Source organism: Bartonella sp. P0282, from assembly GCF_048452985.1.
GTDB lineage: Bacteria > Pseudomonadota > Alphaproteobacteria > Rhizobiales > Rhizobiaceae > Bartonella > Bartonella choladocola.
On the sequence record NZ_WTFO01000001.1, the window covers coordinates 971,817 to 989,838 of the forward strand.

The following is an 18,022-nucleotide window of genomic DNA, read 5'->3' on the forward strand; positions in this document are numbered from 1 at the left end:
AACTTGCGGACATCAATTGCACAGACCGGATTTCTTCATCGGCGCGCAACGTCCGGCGTGAAATGATTTGCATTGCAAGCGTTTTCAGAGACTAAAACGGATTTGGCATTTTGGCAGGGCTTTCCGCAAAAAGCGACAGGCTCTCCGATAAACGGTTTCCGGCCATGTTGAAGTTTTATTCGTCGGGATCAATTGCAGATAAAAGCCTGATATGCATGTAAGCCGGATATAGGCTCTAATAGAGTATATAGGATACATAAAAATAAGGTGGCAAACTTGAAATAGTCTGCCACCATTTTTGAAAAATCGGAGGGAAAAGGCTTCAAGAACCCTTTGTAACTGGCCTGTCTCAGCATTTCCGATTCTTAACTTGCTTGTCTCAGCATTTCCGATTCTTTCCGGTTTTCGGCATGATACTCGTCAAGCTTTCTATAAAGTGTTGAACGGCCAATACCAAGGCGGCGTGCTGCTTCGCTCATCCGCCCGCGATAATGGTTTACCGTGCGTTCGATGATTTCACGTTCGAGTTCGTTATAGGTTCTCACCTGACCATTTTCGTCGATCAGATGAACGATATAACGGTCGTTTCTCTCTGGCGTATCAACAGGCACATTGCTTCTGAAATCGGCAACCTGATTTCCCGTCAGTTGTGGAAAATCGCGGATTGTCAGCAGTGGCCCCTGACTGAGCAAGACAGCGCGGAAGAGCACATTTTCCAATTCGCCGACATTCCCCGGCCAATCATGTTGTAACAAAAGCGACAATGCCGAGCCTGCCACACCATGTACATGCGGTTGACCGCTTTCAACGACAATATGTTCGATAGCGCGCTGGGCAATATCGGCAAAATCATCACGCCGTTCGCGAAGCGGGGGAATAATTACGTGACATTCTCTCAACAGATCATAGAATTCCTTCAGAAACAGACCGTCTTCGACAAGCCCCTGAAGCCGCGAAGTTGAAATAGTCGTCAAACGGAACTTCGGTTCTCCGCCTTTTTCAGCTTCCTTGCGTTTCTTCAGAAAATCAACCCAGCGTTTCTGCTGATTGATTTCAAGACGATCAATCTCGCAAAGACAAATTGTTCCATGGTCAATCGAGTTGATATGCGGCAGAATCTTTGTTTCCCACTTTTTACCATCCTGTATAGGGTCGGATATGGGAATACACTGGATACGGACAAATTTACCTGTTGCGTAAGGACTCTCGTAGTGGATAACACGGGCAAGTGTCTCTCTGCCGGTTCCCTTTTCACCTTCGATGAGAAGATTTTTAGTCGATAACGCAGCTTGTTTTGCCCGTTCAAAAGGCTCTTTCATTGCTTCGCTATTTGCGTAAAGATCCGAAAACCGCAAGTGGTTTTCCTGCTGGCGACGAATATAATGAACCTCGCGCTCATAGGTATTATTGATAGAAAGATTGCCCAGTGTCACACTCAGTCTAAGCGAAGTAATCGGATAGACGAGATAATCGACAGCACCTGCTTTCAGGCTTTTCTGAAGCAGTTCCTCATTTTCTACATCCGACATGACAACAAGCGGTGCGGCAAATCCGGTAACCCTGATTGTTGAAACGAGATCGGTTCCACCAAGGTCACTCATTGTCAGATCGACCAATGCAAATGAGATATTGCGGCGCCTGCGCAAAAGATCGAGTGTGCGCAGTCCGTTTTCAGCTTCAATTACACGATAACCGAGGGCACGAAGTATGGAAGAAGTGTTGGCTCGTTTACCATAGTCTTCGGCTGCTACTAGTATAGGACCCATCATTGCTTTCATCATCTCCTTTGTGATGAAGAAAACGCGTTGACAGGAGTTTGGTTGCAAAACATAGGTTTACCTCGTTTGCCCCGCAAGCGTCAGACTACTATCAATCTGGTGATTACATGCAACAGAAAAGAGAATTTTTTCCAAAAAAAAAGCTTTTAGGTTGATTTCCGTCAAAAGCGACATATTGATAGAACCCTAACATGTGAACACAGTTATAGCTATTATCAGCTATTGTATTGTCGCTTGATATCGGTTTTTTGGAGCAAACCAGATGAAACGTATTGCGCCCACTCTTTGTCTGACTGCAATGGCCTTTACCCTTGCAGCTTGTAATCTTTCCCAGAATTATGGCCAGCGCCCTTCGGTGCAAAACATTCCGACAGGAATAGATGGCCAATGGGTTGATAAAAACGGTATTGTCTCATCGTTCAGAAACGGTATCTTCGAGACGCGTTCCTCCGATACAAGGGAAAAGCTTTCAGAAGGAAATTATCGCTTCAGCAATCCGCAACTCGTTGAAATCGAAATGCGTTCTATTGTTCGCGGAACAGTTTCACGCGTCAATTGCGCAATATCGAACAATTCGATGCAGCTCTTGTGCACATCGAGCAATGGTTCACAATTTTCTTTGAGCAGAAAAATTTAGACCTGAAATAGAAAATCCACAGATTGAGATTTAATGGAAAATAAAAAAAGTAAAATCGGCGTTCTCCTGATTAATCTGGGAACGCCGGAAGGTACCGATTCAAAAAATGTTCGCAAATATTTACGCGAATTTTTGTCTGATCGACGGGTAATAGAATGGCCGCGCATTTTATGGTACCCGATTCTTTACGGAATTGTTCTCAACGTACGCCCGAAAAAATCCGGTGCACTTTATAAGCGTATCTGGAATTATGAATTGAATGAGTCGCCATTGCGCACCTATACGCGCGCGCAGGCTGAAAAGCTTGGCCCGCTCCTTGATGAGCCGGATGTCGATGTCTATTGGGCCATGCGCTATGGCAAGCCTTCGATTGACGAGGTGCTTGGCTCTATGATCGAGAAGGGCTGCGAAAAAGTTCTGTTTTTCCCCCTTTACCCTCAATATTCTGCAACAACAACGGCGACAGTACTCGACGCAGTATTCGCAAGCCTTGAAAAACGCCGTTATCAACCGGCTATACGCTCTGTTCCACCTTATAGCGATGATCCGGTTTATATTGATGCGCTTGCCCATTCTGTCGAAACACACTTGAAGGCACTTGATTTTGTTCCGGAAAAAATCATTGCGTCCTATCACGGTATCCCTCAATCTTACGCAAAAAGGGGTGATCCTTATCCGGAAGAGTGTGTGCGCACAACGGAAGCTTTGCGCAAACGGCTTGGAATGGATGAGGACAAACTCATTATGGCCTTCCAATCACGCTTTGGCCCTGAAGAATGGTTGCAGCCTTATACAGCCGCGACCGTTGAAAAACTTGCGAAAGAAGGTGTCAAGTCTATTGCAGTCTTCAATCCGGGTTTTGTCGTTGATTGTCTGGAAACTGTCGATGAAATGGGCCATGAAGCGCAAAAGACATTCAAAGAAAATGGCGGAGTGAATTTTTATCATATTCCTTGCCTGAATGACAGTGAAGACGGAATGAAGGTCATTGCCCATCTTGTAAAAAAAGAGCTTCAAGGCTGGATTTGAAGTGTTTCCCGCGATCAATAGCGATTCCGGTGTAGTTCCGGCATAATAAAGCGTGGGAAACTATGCTATCAGGCGTTTTGCTGCTTTTCGCGGGCAAATAAAACTGTAACCATACATGCACTGATCTCGATATTTTCAAGGGAGAAGAATGTGTTCGGTTTTAATATCGCCTTATTGCTGTTGGTTGTGCTGGTTGTTGCAACATTGTTTGCGGGGATCAAGCAGGTTCCGCAGGGCTATCAATATACAGTTGAACGTTTTGGCCGCTATACCAAAACCTTGATGCCGGGACTTAATCTGATTGTTCCATATTTTGACCGCATAGGCGCGCGCGTCAATATGAAGGAGCAGGTGCTTGATATTCCCACGCAAGAAGTCATTACCCGCGATAACGCAACTGTTTCGGTCGACGCAGTGGCTTTTTTCCAAGTGCTGAATGCAGCCCAATCTGCCTATCAGGTATCGGATTTGAATTATGCGGTGTTAAACCTCAATATGACGAATATCCGGACGGTTGTCGGTTCGATGGATCTTGACGAGCTTTTATCCAACCGCAATACGATCAATGAAAAGCTTTTGCATGTGGTCGATGAAGCAGCCCATCCTTGGGGCTTGAAGATGACCCGAATTGAAATAAAAGACATCCAGCCGCCACGTGATCTGGTTGATGCTATGGCACGGCAGATGAAAGCCGAACGAGACAAGCGCGCGCAAGTTCTGGAAGCCGAAGGTGACCGGAACGCCAATATTTTGCGGGCTGAAGGTTTCAAACAGGCACAAATTCTTGAAGCAGAGGGAAAGCGCGAGGCCGCTTATCGGCAGGCAGAAGCGCGTGAACGGCTGGCGGAAGCCGAGGCAAAAGCAACATTGGTTTTGTCCGAAGCCATTGCCAAGGGAAATGTACAGGCAATCAATTATTTTGTTGCGCAAAAATATACCGATGCTCTTGCCTCTATCGGTACAGCCAACAACCAGAAAGTTGTGCTGATGCCAATGGAAGCTTCATCGCTTATCGGTTCGCTCGGTGGCATCGGTGCTATTGCAAAAGAAGTTTTCGGCTCGCCTTCGCAAAAGAAATAAAGTTTCATGCGAGAGCGGAAATTGCATTTCTATCATGGTTGATGAATACAGCTTAAAACAGGTGGTTTTGACCCGTCGGCATATGGTAAATCCTTATGGAGCTTCACCGCTTGTAAAAGATTGAATTTTTAAACAAGCTGCCAAGCTTCATATCGTGCGCATGACTTCATAGAGTAAGCGTTGAAACTTGCTGTTCAGAAGGAACAAGGATGTTTGATTTATTGATGACCTTGGGAGCATGGAACTGGGTGGTTTTAGGATTTGTCCTGCTCCTTCTCGAACTCATATTTCCGGGCGTATTTTTTGTCTGGTTCGGTCTCGGTGCTCTGTTAACGGCACTTGTTTCTTTGCTTTTTTATCACTTGCCATGGGTTGCATCCTGGGAAGTGGAAGTCATTTTTTTCCTGATATTTTCTATCATTATGGTATTGATCGGTCGCAATTTTTTTCGCCGCGACCGCGAAACCGACGAACCTTTATTGAACAGGCGAACCGACCAGATCATTGGCAAAAGAGTTGTTCTTGAAGAACCCGTTCGCGATGGCAAAGGGCGCATTCGCGTTGACGATACGATATGGCGTATCAAAGGGCCTGATCTTCCTGAAGGTACGGAAGTCAAAGTGATTGCTTTCGATAATGGCGTTTTCACAATTGAAAAGGCCTGAATTCAAGGCCACACCATGATCGCGCAATTCTTCAATGAGTTTTGTTGGTAAAACCTTGTCAATGCCGGATATTTTTGATGTGCTTCATTTTCGACTGGTCAAGCTCGTTTATTTTCCGATTCCACAAAGCTTCCGGATTTCGTTTTTCCAAACTTTGATAAATAAAGGTGTTAACGTGATCTTTTTTTTCATGAACGGTTTTCCTTTTTTATAAATTCGTTTATTCCCTGTGCTGGAATATTAAGCAGGAATTGAAAAAACTATGCGACTGGGTGGGCGCCTTCAGGCGGCAATTGAAGTATTGCAGGATATCAAATCGCGTCGGCGTCCGGCTGCGGAAGCGCTTAAAGATTGGGGGCTTTCGCATAGATTTGCTGGCGCGGGTGACAGGGCTGCAATCGGCAATATTGTTTATGACGCCTTGCGGGAACGTTATTTGCTTGAATGGCGTATGGATAGTGATGACCCGCATGATGCTGCTTTTGGTGCATTGTTGGAAGATGGCGGGCTTTCGCTCGATGAACTTGCGCGTAGTCTCGATGGTGACCGTTTTGCACCGGAACCATTGAGTGAACACAGCCGCAATATGTGGCTCACAAAAAATATTGACGAAGCGCCCGATTATATTCGGGGAAATCTGCCGCAATGGTGTGTACCTCTATTTCAGGATATTTTCGGCTCCCATTGGCTTGATGAAGCTGTCGCATTGGCAAAACGCCCACCACTTGATTTACGTGTGAACCGCTTGAAGGCAAAACCCGAAAAGATTGTGCGTGAACTTGCCGGAACAGGTGCAAAACCCGTCTCATGGTTCGACAGCGCTTTACGCATTCCACCGATCGAGAAATTGAAACGGCACCCCAATGTGCAGGCAGAGCCGGCCTTCCAAAAAGGCTATTTTGAAGTGCAGGATCTCGGATCGCAAATTGTGGCAAGACTTGCCGGAGCAAAAGCCGGTATGCAAGTGCTTGATTATTGTGCCGGCGCTGGTGGAAAAACATTGGCTATGGCGGCAGATATGGAAAACCGTGGTCAAATTCACTGTTATGACGCGGAAAAAGCCCGTCTTGCTCCAATTTTTGAACGTCTGCGCCGCTCCGGTGTGCGCAATGTTCAACCGCACGTCAATATAAGTGAACTTGACGCATTAAAAGAGCAAATGGATATTGTCCTGCTTGATGCACCTTGTACAGGTACGGGAACATGGCGCCGCCGTCCGGATGCCAAATGGCGCTTGACAGACGGCCAGCTTGAACGCCGTATTGCTGAACAGAAAACCGTTTTGAATGCAACTTTACCTTATCTCAAAACTGGCGGTCATCTCGTTTATATTACATGCTCGCTACTTTCTTCCGAAAATGACAAACAGATAGCGACTTTTCTCAAGGAAAATTCGCAATTCAAAGAAATCGACATGAAAAATTTGTGGCAGCAACATTTCGGGAAAGATGCGCCAAGGCCGGTGTTTCCTGAACATGGGCTGGTTTTATCTCCGGCAAGTACAGATACAGACGGCTTTTTTATATCGGTTCTTGAAAAACGTTCAACATAATGACGAGGTCAAGCATGTGGGGTGAAAAATCGGTTCTTTTTCTGATGGCAACCGAACTGGAATATGGCGAGCACCTCAAAAAGCTCATTAAACCGCACATTATCGGCGTGGGGCCGATCGAGGCCGCCATCAATACGACAAAAATTTTAAGTGCTATGAAAAACGAGAACCGCTTGCCCGACCTTGTTGTCTCGCTCGGTTCGAGTGGCTCGCAAAAGCTCAAACAAACAGAAGTTTATCAGGTGTCATCTGTGAGCTGGCGCGATATGGATGCGACGGTACTTGGGGTTGAAAAGGGGGTAACGCCTTTTGTTGATCTGCCCGCGACTGTGGAGATGCCGACATTGATACCCGATTTCCCGTCTGCAAGCCTATCAACCGGCGGCAATGTTGTTTCCGGTGATGGCTATAAAAATATAAAAACCGATATGGTTGATATGGAAACTTATGCAGTGTTGCGAAGCTGCCAGACATTCAATGTTCCTTTGTTCGGACTGCGGGGTATATCCGATGGTCAAAAGGAGCTGGAACGGGCAATGGATTGGCGCCAATATTTGCATATTGTTGATGAAAAACTGGCAAATGCGCTGAAGCTTCTTGATAAGGTGCTGGAACAACCGGAAAAATGAAATTCCGGAAAGATGGAATTAAAGCCGGTAGTAAATAATCAGCCAATTATTTTTAGGTGGTTTATCGTTTAAAAACTGTTTTCTCATGTATCACCCGATTGCATTTATCCAAAAGACTCTTTAAAGGCTTTCTATGAGCACGATACATCCTGACACAATTCTGATTATAGATTTCGGTTCGCAAGTAACCCAGCTTATCGCACGCCGCGTGCGTGAAGCCGGTGTCTATTCCGAAATCGTACCCTTCCAGTCTGCCGCAGAAGCTTTCAAGCGTATCAAGCCGAAAGCAGTTATTCTCTCCGGTTCTCCCCATTCAACCGTTGATATAGGCTCGCCCAGAGCTCCCCAAGAAATATTCGATGCAGGGATTCCTGTCCTTGGTATCTGTTATGGCGAACAGACAATGTGTGCGCAACTTGGCGGCAAAGTTGAAGCAGGGCATGAACGCGAGTTCGGGCGCGCAGATCTCACAGTTGAAGAAGATAGCGCTCTCTTTCAAGGCGTATGGAAAAAAGGAACCCATCATCAGGTCTGGATGAGCCATGGTGACAGGGTCACCGCTTTGCCGGAAGGCTTCAAAGTTATCGGCACGTCTAAAGGTGCGCCTTTTGCTGCAATTTCGGATGAAAAACGCCACTTTTATGCCGTGCAATTCCATCCGGAAGTTGTTCATACTTTGGATGGCGCCCGTCTTTTGCAGAATTTCGTCCACAATATCGCCGGTATCAAAGGCGACTGGTCTATGAAAACCTATCGCGAACAGGCCATTTCTGCCATCCGCCGGCAGGTGGGGAAGGGACGCGTTATTTGTGGCCTTTCAGGCGGGGTTGATTCGTCCGTTGCGGCGGTGCTTATTCATGAAGCCATTGGCAATCAGTTGACATGCATTTTTGTCGATCATGGATTGATGCGCAAAAATGAAGCAGAAGAGGTCGTCTCGATGTTTCGCGAGACCTATAATATTCCGCTTGTTCATGTTGACGCATCCGATCTTTTTATCAATGCGCTTGAAGGGGTGAGCGACCCCGAAAAGAAGCGCAAGATTATCGGCCGCCTGTTTATCGAAGTTTTTGAAAAAGAAGCCAAAAAGCTTGGTGGTGCGGAATTTTTAGCACAAGGTACACTTTATCCGGATGTGATCGAGAGTGTGTCATTCTCAGGCGGTCCTTCGGTTACGATCAAAAGCCATCACAATGTTGGCGGTTTGCCGGAACGCATGAATATGAAACTGGTCGAACCGTTACGCGAACTTTTCAAAGATGAAGTTCGCGCTTTGGGGCGTGAGCTTGGCTTGCCGGAAAAGTTTATCGGCCGTCATCCTTTCCCCGGTCCCGGCCTTGCTATTCGTTGCCCCGGCGGAGTGACGAGAGAGAAACTCGATATTTTGCGTGAGGCGGATGCGGTTTATCTTGATGAAATTCGCAAAGCCGGCCTTTATGATAAAATCTGGCAAGCTTTTGCCGTTCTCCTTCCGGTACAAACGGTGGGTGTCATGGGTGACGGGCGAACATATGAATATGTTTGCGCGTTAAGAGCTGTGACCTCGGTCGACGGAATGACAGCCGACTTTTATCGTTACGATATGGATTTTCTGGCACAAGCTGCAAACCGCATTATTAACGAGGTGCGCGGCATCAATCGCGTCGTCTATGATATTACGTCGAAACCACCCGGAACCATCGAGTGGGAATAAAATAAACCGAATATTCGAGAATATAATATTGTAAATGCCATTGAGGAACAGTTTTCTCGATGGCATTTTCTTTGATTTTTATCTTTGAAATGACTTTATTGAGCGGTTTCGGTGCTGAATGATGGATTCAGGAAAGCTTTTGATCGGTAGGCTTCAAACATACCGCATCAATAAAGCATAATTCAATTGAACATCGTCAGGGATGGGAATGTAGACAATATGTCCGTCACCGGGGGCTACAGTAATGTCTTCGTTCTTTTTGTTTTTCAGCGATTTTATTGTAAAATTGATATTGCCATCCGGCGTCATCATTTCCACTTTGTCATTCAATTCAAAGCGGTTTTTAACAGCGACTTCCGCAAGCCCGTTCACGCGTTTTCCGGTAAATTCGCCAACAAATTGCTGGCGACCGGGAAGCGAGGAGCCGGTTGCATAATTCTGGTATTCTTTATGTTTATGGCGTTGCAAAAAGCCTTCGGTATAACCGCGGTGGGCAAGGGATTCCAGAACCACCATCAAATTGTCGTCAAAGGGGCGGCCGGCCAGAGCATCATCTATTGCCTTGCGGTAAACCTGTGCAGTGCGGGCGACATAATAATGCGATTTCGTGCGCCCCTCGATTTTTAAAGAATTGACACCGATGTTGATAAGTTTTTCGACATATTGGACAGCGCGAAGGTCTTTTGAATTCATGATATATGTACCATGTTCGTCTTCAAACGCGGTCATTTCGGCTTCAGGCCGATTTGCTTCATGAAGCACAAATACCTTGTCGGTGGTTGGCCCTTCACCAAGGTCGGGCTGAATTTCCCCGCTTACTGTCTCTTCAACTTTGACAATTTCGCCCAGTTCATTCTCGACGCCTTCCTCGACACCATATTTCCAGCGGCAGGCATTCGTACATGTTCCCTGATTGGCATCGCGGTGGTTGATATAGCCAGAAAGAAGGCAACGCCCTGAATAGGCCATGCATAATGCACCATGAACAAAGACTTCCAGCTCGATGTCGGGAACATTTTCACGGATTTCTTCAATTTCCTTCAGCGACAATTCCCTTGAGAGAATGACGCGCGTCAATCCCATGCTTTTCCAGAACTTGACCGTTGCCCAATTGACTGCATTCGATTGTACCGAAAGGTGAATATCCACATCGGGAAAATTTTCCCGCACCATCATAATCAATCCCGGATCAGACATGATGAGAGCATCGGGTTTCATGTCGATAACAGGTTTTAATTCGCTCACAAAACTTTTAAGCTTGCTGTTGTGGGGGGCAATGTTGACGACAACATAGAATTTTTTGCCCTCGGAATGGGCTTCGTCAATGCCTATCTTCAAATTTTCTTCATGATTGAATTCATTATTGCGCACCCGCAAGCTGTAGCGGGGCTGGCCTGCATAAACCGCATCCGCACCATAGGCAAAAGCGTAACGCATAGATTTCAATGTGCCCGCAGGACTTAACAATTCGGTTTTATGAAGTTTTGACATTGATTGAAAGAGCCTTGAAAATTGAGCTGTTGTTTAGCAGAACTGGCCTATCCGTTCAACCTTTCAGGAAACACAATTTCAGAAGATCAATCTTCATTGCCACATCCGGTTTTACCGGAATTGAAGGTTGAAGCGGGAATAAACAGCGGGCAGAATTTTAAAAATGTAATTTAAAATAGGCGGTTAAAATTCATGGGTGAAACGGCGCGGTTAAAAAGCATGGGTAAAAATGCATGGGTAAAAATGCATGGGTAAAAATGCAGCGGTGAAACTGCGAAGGAAAAAATGCGCAAGCAAAGAAAATATGCACTATAACGATCGAACTTTTTATTCATGCAAAAATTATCAATCTATGCCATAGACGATCAAAGCGTAGGTGGCCAAGTTGGCGGCCACGGCTTAGTTGGCCAAGTTGGCGGCCACGGCTTAGTTGGCCAAGTTGGCGGCCACGGCTTAGTTGGCCAAGTTGGTGACCACGGCTTAGGTGGCCAAGTTGGTGGCCATGGGTTAGACGGCCTATTTGATCGAAGCGGGATGAAAGTAAACCTCAATCACAAAAATAGGCCCATTGCAAAAGTGCCTGACGCTGGCGCGGGCGACAGAAAAAATCACCGGGGTCACAATTTTTCCTAAGCTGCGCGAGATGGCGGCGCATCTGTTTCCAACGTTTGATCTGCCGCTCGTCTTCACCCTCGATACGGCGGCCCGAATAATAACGGCAATACCACTGGAACCAGCCGCGCGGGTCATCTTTATAAATCCAGCCTTTAGCCTTCCAATAGACAAGCGGTTTTCCGGCCAATACACCATAATAATTCAAGTCAGCCCGTTTGCCTTCCGGTGACAATTTTGCGTTTTGAAACCAGTTTGAAGGAAACTCGTTTTTGCAATCGGTCATATATTTTCCGCCGAAAACCCCCATTTCCAACATTTGCTTGGGGGTTAATTGCGGTTCAAAATCGGCTGAGAAGTTTTTCCCCTCTTCACACACGCGTTCATAGCGATAGCCATGTTGCATTTTGTCGTTAACGTTTACCCATAAAGACACGGAATATTGCCCCATTGTTTGAACGAATAAACGAATAGTTATGTCGGAAGATAAAAAGTCCAGTGTTGGGATAAGAAAAGAATGAACGCGGTCATTGCATTCAGGCTAATTGAGGTTTTAGGTTTTTCAACCGGAACGGGCTTGAGGGATTATTCCCCATCACATGGATGAAGAACAATCCCTCCTCAAACTCAGAATTTAATTCTCAAACCTGCTGTGCCGCCAAAGCTGTAATTATCGCTGATATTTTTGAAAGCACCGCGTATATTTGCTTCACCATAGAGTGACCAATTATCGTTATTCCAATTATAACTGCCACCCAATCCAAGTCCGGCTTGAAAATCTTCATTTTCATTCCGGAAAGAAGTGCCGGAAACATTCACTTTCGTTCCATCAAGAAACTCGTAGTAAAGATTGCCTATGCCATATAGGAGTGTGCGACGCCGGTCTCCGCTATCGGATATCCACGCATTATCTCTGCTAAAAGCGAGGCCGACACGACCTTCCAGACTGTCACCGTCTCTCAGAGATACTTTTGTATTCAAGCCATCGCGAAAACTGTCAAAATCTATCGACGAATAAGAAAGTTGGATTTGCGGCGTTATATCCCATGTTTCTGTCAATTTTAACCGATGACCGGCCTCTGCCGAAAGAGCGTAGCCGAAGCCTTTTTCGTTTTTGGTATCCGAACGGGTATAATTCTTGGAATTGAAATCGGTTTCATACCAGGTGGCTTGTGATTGTAAATCGACATAGCTGCCATTGAAGCCATACCATGTAGCAGCACCCCCTATGCCATATCCGGTCGCCTCGACTTTGCCGTGCCCGTCATCGGAACGGACAGACGCTTCCGCACGACCGAAATGACCGCTCAAAGATCCAATCAGGATTCCGTTGGCATTTTCGACGAGTGCACCATCAATCCCGCTTTGCATGCGCCAGAGATCAAGACCGTAATTTTCATCGGTCAGCGAGCGTGAGGGGGTTACTTTGCTTCTGCTTCCTTCCATGCGGCCCCAAAAGCCGCTGTGTTCAATAAGCGTCGAGGCTTGATCGGCGAGATGAACAGCATTTTCCGAATTATCGGTTCCATCCGTCCAAAAGCGGTTACCAATTCGTTGCTGCAACGTAGACAAACGATTGAGACTCGATAGCACTTGTGGATATGCTTCATAAAGCGGGACTGACGGGCCGTAATAAGGTTTCGCCGGTGTGGGTGGATGTTCCGGTCGGTCTGTACCGCCTTGATTGTTTTCCCCGCCATGCGAGCTGTCACCGGAATTATTGTTTCCGCCGTCGCCGTTACCATTGTTGTCGCCGGTATCGTTGTGATCGTCGTCGGAATTATTTGAATTATCTTGTCCGCTTCTAAGATACCAATCGTATGCGTATTCGGCGTCGTTATAGGCGTCGCGATCGCGCGCTTTCTTTAGCGGACCACGGGCTAGTATATAGGCATAGGCAGTATCGGATCCGGCAACAGCCATCACACCGTCGTTGCGCCGGTAGCCACGTCCCCAGCCACTACCAATAACAAAGCTGTCTTCCGCAGTTGTTGCGCCATTTATTGCATCAACGACTTTTATTCCTTCATATTTTGTGATTTCACTTTTCGTGTTATCGAAGAAGAGATCGTCGATCAAAAGGGTCGTCGTTCCGGAAACAGTCCCTCCATCAATAATAACCATATCGGATGGAGCTCCATCATCTCCAAGACTGCTATTGAGCCGGATAGAGCCATTATCACTATGGTAATTGCCTTTGATGACCAGTTTGTCGGTGATGTTGTCGCCGGTTTTGTTCCCCATATCAATGAGACCGTTATTTGTCAGTGTCAAAGTTCCGGCTTTTCGAGTGTCATCTGCCTCGCTATAGAGTGTTGGCGCTCCGCCCGTACCGCGATACTTGGTGTGGTCAACAATCAATGTACTTTGCTTGCCGATTTCAAAATCAAGATCGCCATTTGTAAAAACATTATCTGTCAAAGTTAAGCGGGCGCCGTCGGTAAGAGAAATTTTATTCCAATCCGTGCCAAAATTTACGCCTTTGGTTAAGTCATCCTGATTGAATGAACCACCGGCTATGGTTGTGTTTTGGAGTGTCAGTTGCTTGTTATTGCCTTGACCGGCCAATGCATGGCCGAACTTGCTTGTGTCGACAAGGCCGGAAATCGTTGCATTATCATTGTCTCCTTCTCCCATATCGAAGCCGCCTTCCCAACGTCCACCCGACCAGGTGAGGCTATCCGAACCTTTGCCGGCTTTAAGAAGTCCGCGTATGTTTGAAGTGCTGTTTGTAAAAATGAAGGTGTCGCCAAGGTCACTTCCCCGTACGGCAACAGAAGTGGCTGATTGGGCAGTCAATTGCCCCGTATTGATGAATGTTGTTCCGGAAGAAACGTCGGTCGGCCTATTTGCGAGGTCTACCAAAAGACCTTTGTCACTCTTCGAGTCAAGGATGCCGTCATTTTGGACTTTGGAAGCTGTACCGGCAAGCCAGGCAGTGCCGGTAGCTCCTTCTTTTAACCAAACAGTTGACTGGTTGATGACTTCGCCGCTGGTATTGGTACGCAAACCAATCGCCTGATCCGATACATTTATTGTATAAGCCGGTCCGATTATGGCGTTCGACTGAAGAACCGGATCGGATAAACTTGCATTTCTTAAATCATAGCCGACACCATCGGCACCAACATTGATTGTGACGTTAGACTTTTGCAACACATTATTCTCATCCAAATAATGTGTAACAAGACCGACGGCTGTACGAATACCGGAACCGCTGCCCTCGACATTGATTATTGCTTGTTTAAAAGCGATTTCGGCAGCGAACTCTGGGTCATTTGAAACGATGTTATTTTCTACACCATTACCCTTTCCGCCAGCCGCAACAGTTATTTCATCAACGCCGAGAACAATTCCTTTTGCATCCGAATTCAGCAAAACGCCATGGGCGCTACCCGAAACTCTAATCTTGCCCTGACTTCCGGTCGCATTTAAAAAAGCATTCTTTTCCAGATAAATGCCGGCTTTTCCGTCATTTACTGTTATAGTGCTGGCATTTGCGACATTTGCGCGCGTATCGGTGCCTATGAGGCCCTCTATATGCAGTCCGACACCGTTCGAGACAGTAATATCACCATGATTTTCCAAACGCCCACCCTCAATGACATGGATGCCGGTGGCATTGTTAGTGTTTGTCATGGTGATAACGCCGTGATTGACAAGAAGACCACTATTGCGCGCAATGAATCCTGTTACATTTTGTGAATCGGTGATGATTTTGGCGTAATTAACCAACTTGGTGTTCAGGTCTACTTCTTCGGTATAGGTCGTATCAATCCGGTGATAACGACCATCAACAATACCACCGATTGCACCATCTCCCGTGAGATAAATCTGGCGTTCTTTATTATCCTCATCGCTAATTTCTCCGTAAGCTCCGCCATTGATTAATACAGCAGCCGCACCTTTTCCGCTAACTGTGAGCTTTGCGTCCTTGGTAATTATTCGACTTGCAGTTCCGGAAGCGCTTCCTGCCCCCTCCAGAATGACGCTATTGTCACCGGAAGCTGTTAACTCTTCCCCTTGACCCAAAAAGCTTGCGCCCCCGTCAATACGGAAAAGATTTGAAGCGACCGTCGTCACATTCATCTTTTTTGTGCTGTTTACAATTTGACTTTGCGCACCGTAAACATAAAACCCGATCTGCTGTTTGCCGTTTACAAATTTCGGATTGGCTTTGCTCGTGACTTTTGCATAGCCACCATCCTTGACATAAACGCCGACCGCGCCGTCGCCTTCCAGTTCTATCGTTCCATCAATTATGGCACGAGCATAATGTGTGTCGTCGGGGCGGCCCTCCACCCAGACGCCGTAATTTCGTATCAATGGACCGTCCTGTTTCGGGCTGGAAATTTTGATGACGCTGTTTTCGGTAAGCTTGACCAGAGCATCATTGGTATCAGTATCGGATTTTGCCAGAACATAGACGCCAACACCGTTATATCCATTAAGTTCGATAGTGCCGTTATTGCTAACTTCGTTATATATGCCATTATTAATCGCTCTAATACCGAAGTTACGGGCGCTATTTAAATTTGAATCGTTCTTTACAGCACCATTGATGATGATGCTTCCGTTATTTATCAGCTTGAAATTGGTAGATTTATCGGTAGAAGCAATTGGAACATCGGCCGCCATAGCTACAGCATTTTGCATTTTTGAACCGATGATGATCGAACCATTATTTATAGCTTCAGCATTGCCGGATGCCATGATGCCGTAAAATTGGGCATTATTACTATTGCTTGTATCAGCCGTCTCTTCCGGCTTTTCTGTATTATATTGTGCAGCCCGTCCGATATAAATAACGCCGGCTTCGCCATTTGTAAATTTTGAAAGATAGCCCTCGATGGCGACACCGACATAGCGACCGTTCAAGGGATTATTGTTGACGCCGATGTTTATAATGCCATCGTTTGTTCCAGTGCCGACGCCATGCAGATAAAACCCGTTGCTATAAGCAAAGGTGGTTTCTGCTACGCGATTGCCTGCTACATTAATGATACCTTTATTCTCGATAGTTCCACCATAAAACGCTTCGACAGCCGTTCCGAAAGTATATTCCTGACTGTCTTTTGTGGTGTCATGTATACGGGATTCTCTGAACCCCGAATTGACCACACCGTTATTGGTACCAACAGTGTGGCCGTCATCTCCGTCTTGACCGAGGATAATTGTGGAATTTCGTCGTGACGAGACAATGGCACCGGACTCGACCTCGACAATGCCCCCGCGTTCTGCGACGAGTGTACCTGCCATTTTTCCTTGGTCGAACTCGGTATCAATCTGGCCGCCCGATTTGACAACTATCTTACCACCATTGCTGGCATACATTGCGCGCGTATCACCCGTAGGCGTAAATATTTCATCATCTTTAGGATAATCGCTTCCCGGACCTTTTATGTTTTTTGCGATATATTTCGGTATCGCCTTGCTAAAAGCATCAGTATAAGCCTGTTGGGTTTTAAAATCGGGATAATCCTTGTTTTGAAGTGCATCTATCAGTTCGTTGTTGTAAGCTTTCAGATCATCAATAGAATTAATGGTTCGCGCGTCACCCTTGTAATCGGTAAAATTGTGCGGAAATTCAGGGACATTGATCCTGTTGATAACGTCATTGTCCTCGAGGTAATAAGCTCGTGATTCAAACGAGTTTTTTGAATGCCATTCTACGACACTGCCTTTACCGTCTGCCCATGTCAAATTCGAGTTTTTCAAAGAAAGATATACAGTTCGGGAGTCACCGTACGGGTTGTTTCCCTTGAAATCATCAAATTTTACATCAATGTGACCGCCGTTTTCAGCTTTTCCAAATCCTGAATTTACATATTGCTGGTCGTTGACCGCTTCCGATACCAGAACTTTTTCTTTTCCCCAATCAGAAACTTTGAAAGAATCATTGTCATATACATTGACTGTAGAAGATTGACCGGCGCTATCGGTCACACGAACAGCTTTCGTTTCACCTAAATCGAATTTGGTCAGCCCGTTAGCGTCCGGATCGTATTTTCCCAGCTCTTCGAGATTACTAATACCGGATTTTCCGATATTGATATCCGAAAGATCACCATTGATTGTTAGTGTTTCACCTGCTCCGGAAGCAAGAGCTGCTCCCCGATAATCGTCGCTATATTCCGGATTGAAGTTTTCTTTCGATACCGTACAGCTATTGTTTGTTGCAATCGTACCTGAAGACGAGCTGCCTTGCGTATTACAATAATTTTCAGCATAGACATTGCTTATCAAACTTCCTGCGAAGATGGCAGAAGAAGCAGCGAGCGTGGATAGTTTGCGTCTTAATCCCGATTTTGTGGAAAGAAAAATTCGACATCCTAGACCTTGATCGCAAAATTTTTTGTACGGCCTGGTAAACTTCGACATTATCGTCGGCTCCCTCAAATCTTGTGATTTTGCGTTCAAAATCATGGAATTATGGATTGGTCTTTGCGGTAAAACAAAAACCATCTCCTTTTTATTCTATTTTTACTCGATGATTATGACATAAAACAGTAATACCTGCTATATATAAATTTTCCTGTTGGACAACCTGTGGTTTAAAATAGAAACAAAGCGCGAATTGATTTAAAACCTATGACATATTACTTAAAAAACATCAATAGGCATACAAATTGGCGCGTAACGTCACTTTACTACCCAGTAGAACCGGTTGGTCAAATTGGTTTGTTGTTGTACAAAATTCTACAATTATAAGTTTAAATTTCGATTTTACAGAGTTGAAAATATGGAATTGAAAACGCGCCGCTCCTTTGAACTTGAAAGATGAAATTGTCTGGTGACAATTTTATTGAGATTGAACCGGGCACCGCGTTTATAAGACTTTTCAGACAAAAGAAAA

Annotated in this window: 10 protein-coding genes and 1 pseudogene; 7 read left to right on the plus strand and 4 right to left on the minus strand. The window is 45.8% G+C overall.

All coding sequences use genetic code 11. From position 1 onward, the window contains the following. Nucleotides 1-365 precede the first annotated feature (365 nt). Nucleotides 366-1,769, minus strand: a complete 1,404-nt coding sequence (locus GQS64_RS04305; RefSeq protein WP_077994458.1) for a sigma-54-dependent transcriptional regulator — start codon at nucleotides 1,767-1,769, stop codon at nucleotides 366-368. A gap of 271 nt (nucleotides 1,770-2,040) precedes the next feature. Here GQS64_RS04305 and GQS64_RS04310 point away from each other — a divergent pair, with 271 nt between their 5' ends. From GQS64_RS04310 to guaA, 7 genes and pseudogenes are all read left to right on the plus strand, one after another. Beyond that, nucleotides 2,041-2,415: a hypothetical protein gene (locus GQS64_RS04310; protein ID WP_077991210.1), complete on the plus strand. Its 375-nt coding sequence runs from the start codon at nucleotides 2,041-2,043 to the stop codon at nucleotides 2,413-2,415. A 33-nt stretch (nucleotides 2,416-2,448) separates the two neighbouring features. Further along, entirely contained in the window at nucleotides 2,449-3,444 is a 996-nt protein-coding gene (gene hemH / locus GQS64_RS04315; RefSeq protein WP_198230720.1) for a ferrochelatase, read from the plus strand. A 150-nt stretch (nucleotides 3,445-3,594) separates the two neighbouring features. After that, nucleotides 3,595-4,515 (plus strand): annotated as a pseudogene (locus GQS64_RS04320) (SPFH domain-containing protein); the annotation flags it as partial. Between the two features lie 218 nt (nucleotides 4,516-4,733). Continuing rightward, complete coding sequence (locus tag GQS64_RS04325; protein ID WP_198230721.1) at nucleotides 4,734-5,189, plus strand: NfeD family protein; 456 nt, start codon at nucleotides 4,734-4,736, stop codon at nucleotides 5,187-5,189. 262 nt (nucleotides 5,190-5,451) lie between these two features. Further along, a complete protein-coding gene (locus GQS64_RS04330) occupies nucleotides 5,452-6,741 on the plus strand; it encodes an RsmB/NOP family class I SAM-dependent RNA methyltransferase (RefSeq protein WP_198230722.1) in 1,290 nt (429 codons plus the stop codon). After that, nucleotides 6,741-7,370: a 5'-methylthioadenosine/S-adenosylhomocysteine nucleosidase gene (locus tag GQS64_RS04335; RefSeq protein ID WP_246798487.1), complete on the plus strand. Its 630-nt coding sequence runs from the start codon at nucleotides 6,741-6,743 to the stop codon at nucleotides 7,368-7,370. The genes GQS64_RS04330 and GQS64_RS04335 overlap by 1 nt, the downstream gene beginning before the upstream one ends. 133 nt (nucleotides 7,371-7,503) lie before the next feature. Further along, complete coding sequence (gene guaA / locus GQS64_RS04340) at nucleotides 7,504-9,063, plus strand: glutamine-hydrolyzing GMP synthase (protein ID WP_198230723.1); 1,560 nt, start codon at nucleotides 7,504-7,506, stop codon at nucleotides 9,061-9,063. A gap of 153 nt (nucleotides 9,064-9,216) precedes the next feature. On the opposite strand, the gene yegQ is transcribed toward guaA, so the two are convergent. From yegQ to GQS64_RS04355, 3 genes are all read right to left on the minus strand, one after another. After that, nucleotides 9,217-10,554, minus strand: coding sequence for a tRNA 5-hydroxyuridine modification protein YegQ (gene yegQ / locus GQS64_RS04345; RefSeq protein WP_198230724.1), 1,338 nt, complete (start codon nucleotides 10,552-10,554; stop codon nucleotides 9,217-9,219). Between the two features lie 547 nt (nucleotides 10,555-11,101). Further along, entirely contained in the window at nucleotides 11,102-11,572 is a 471-nt protein-coding gene (locus tag GQS64_RS04350) for a hypothetical protein (protein WP_369805224.1), read from the minus strand. 221 nt (nucleotides 11,573-11,793) lie between these two features. Then, complete coding sequence (locus GQS64_RS04355; RefSeq protein WP_198230726.1) at nucleotides 11,794-17,547, minus strand: autotransporter outer membrane beta-barrel domain-containing protein; 5,754 nt, start codon at nucleotides 17,545-17,547, stop codon at nucleotides 11,794-11,796. Nucleotides 17,548-18,022 lie beyond the last annotated feature (475 nt).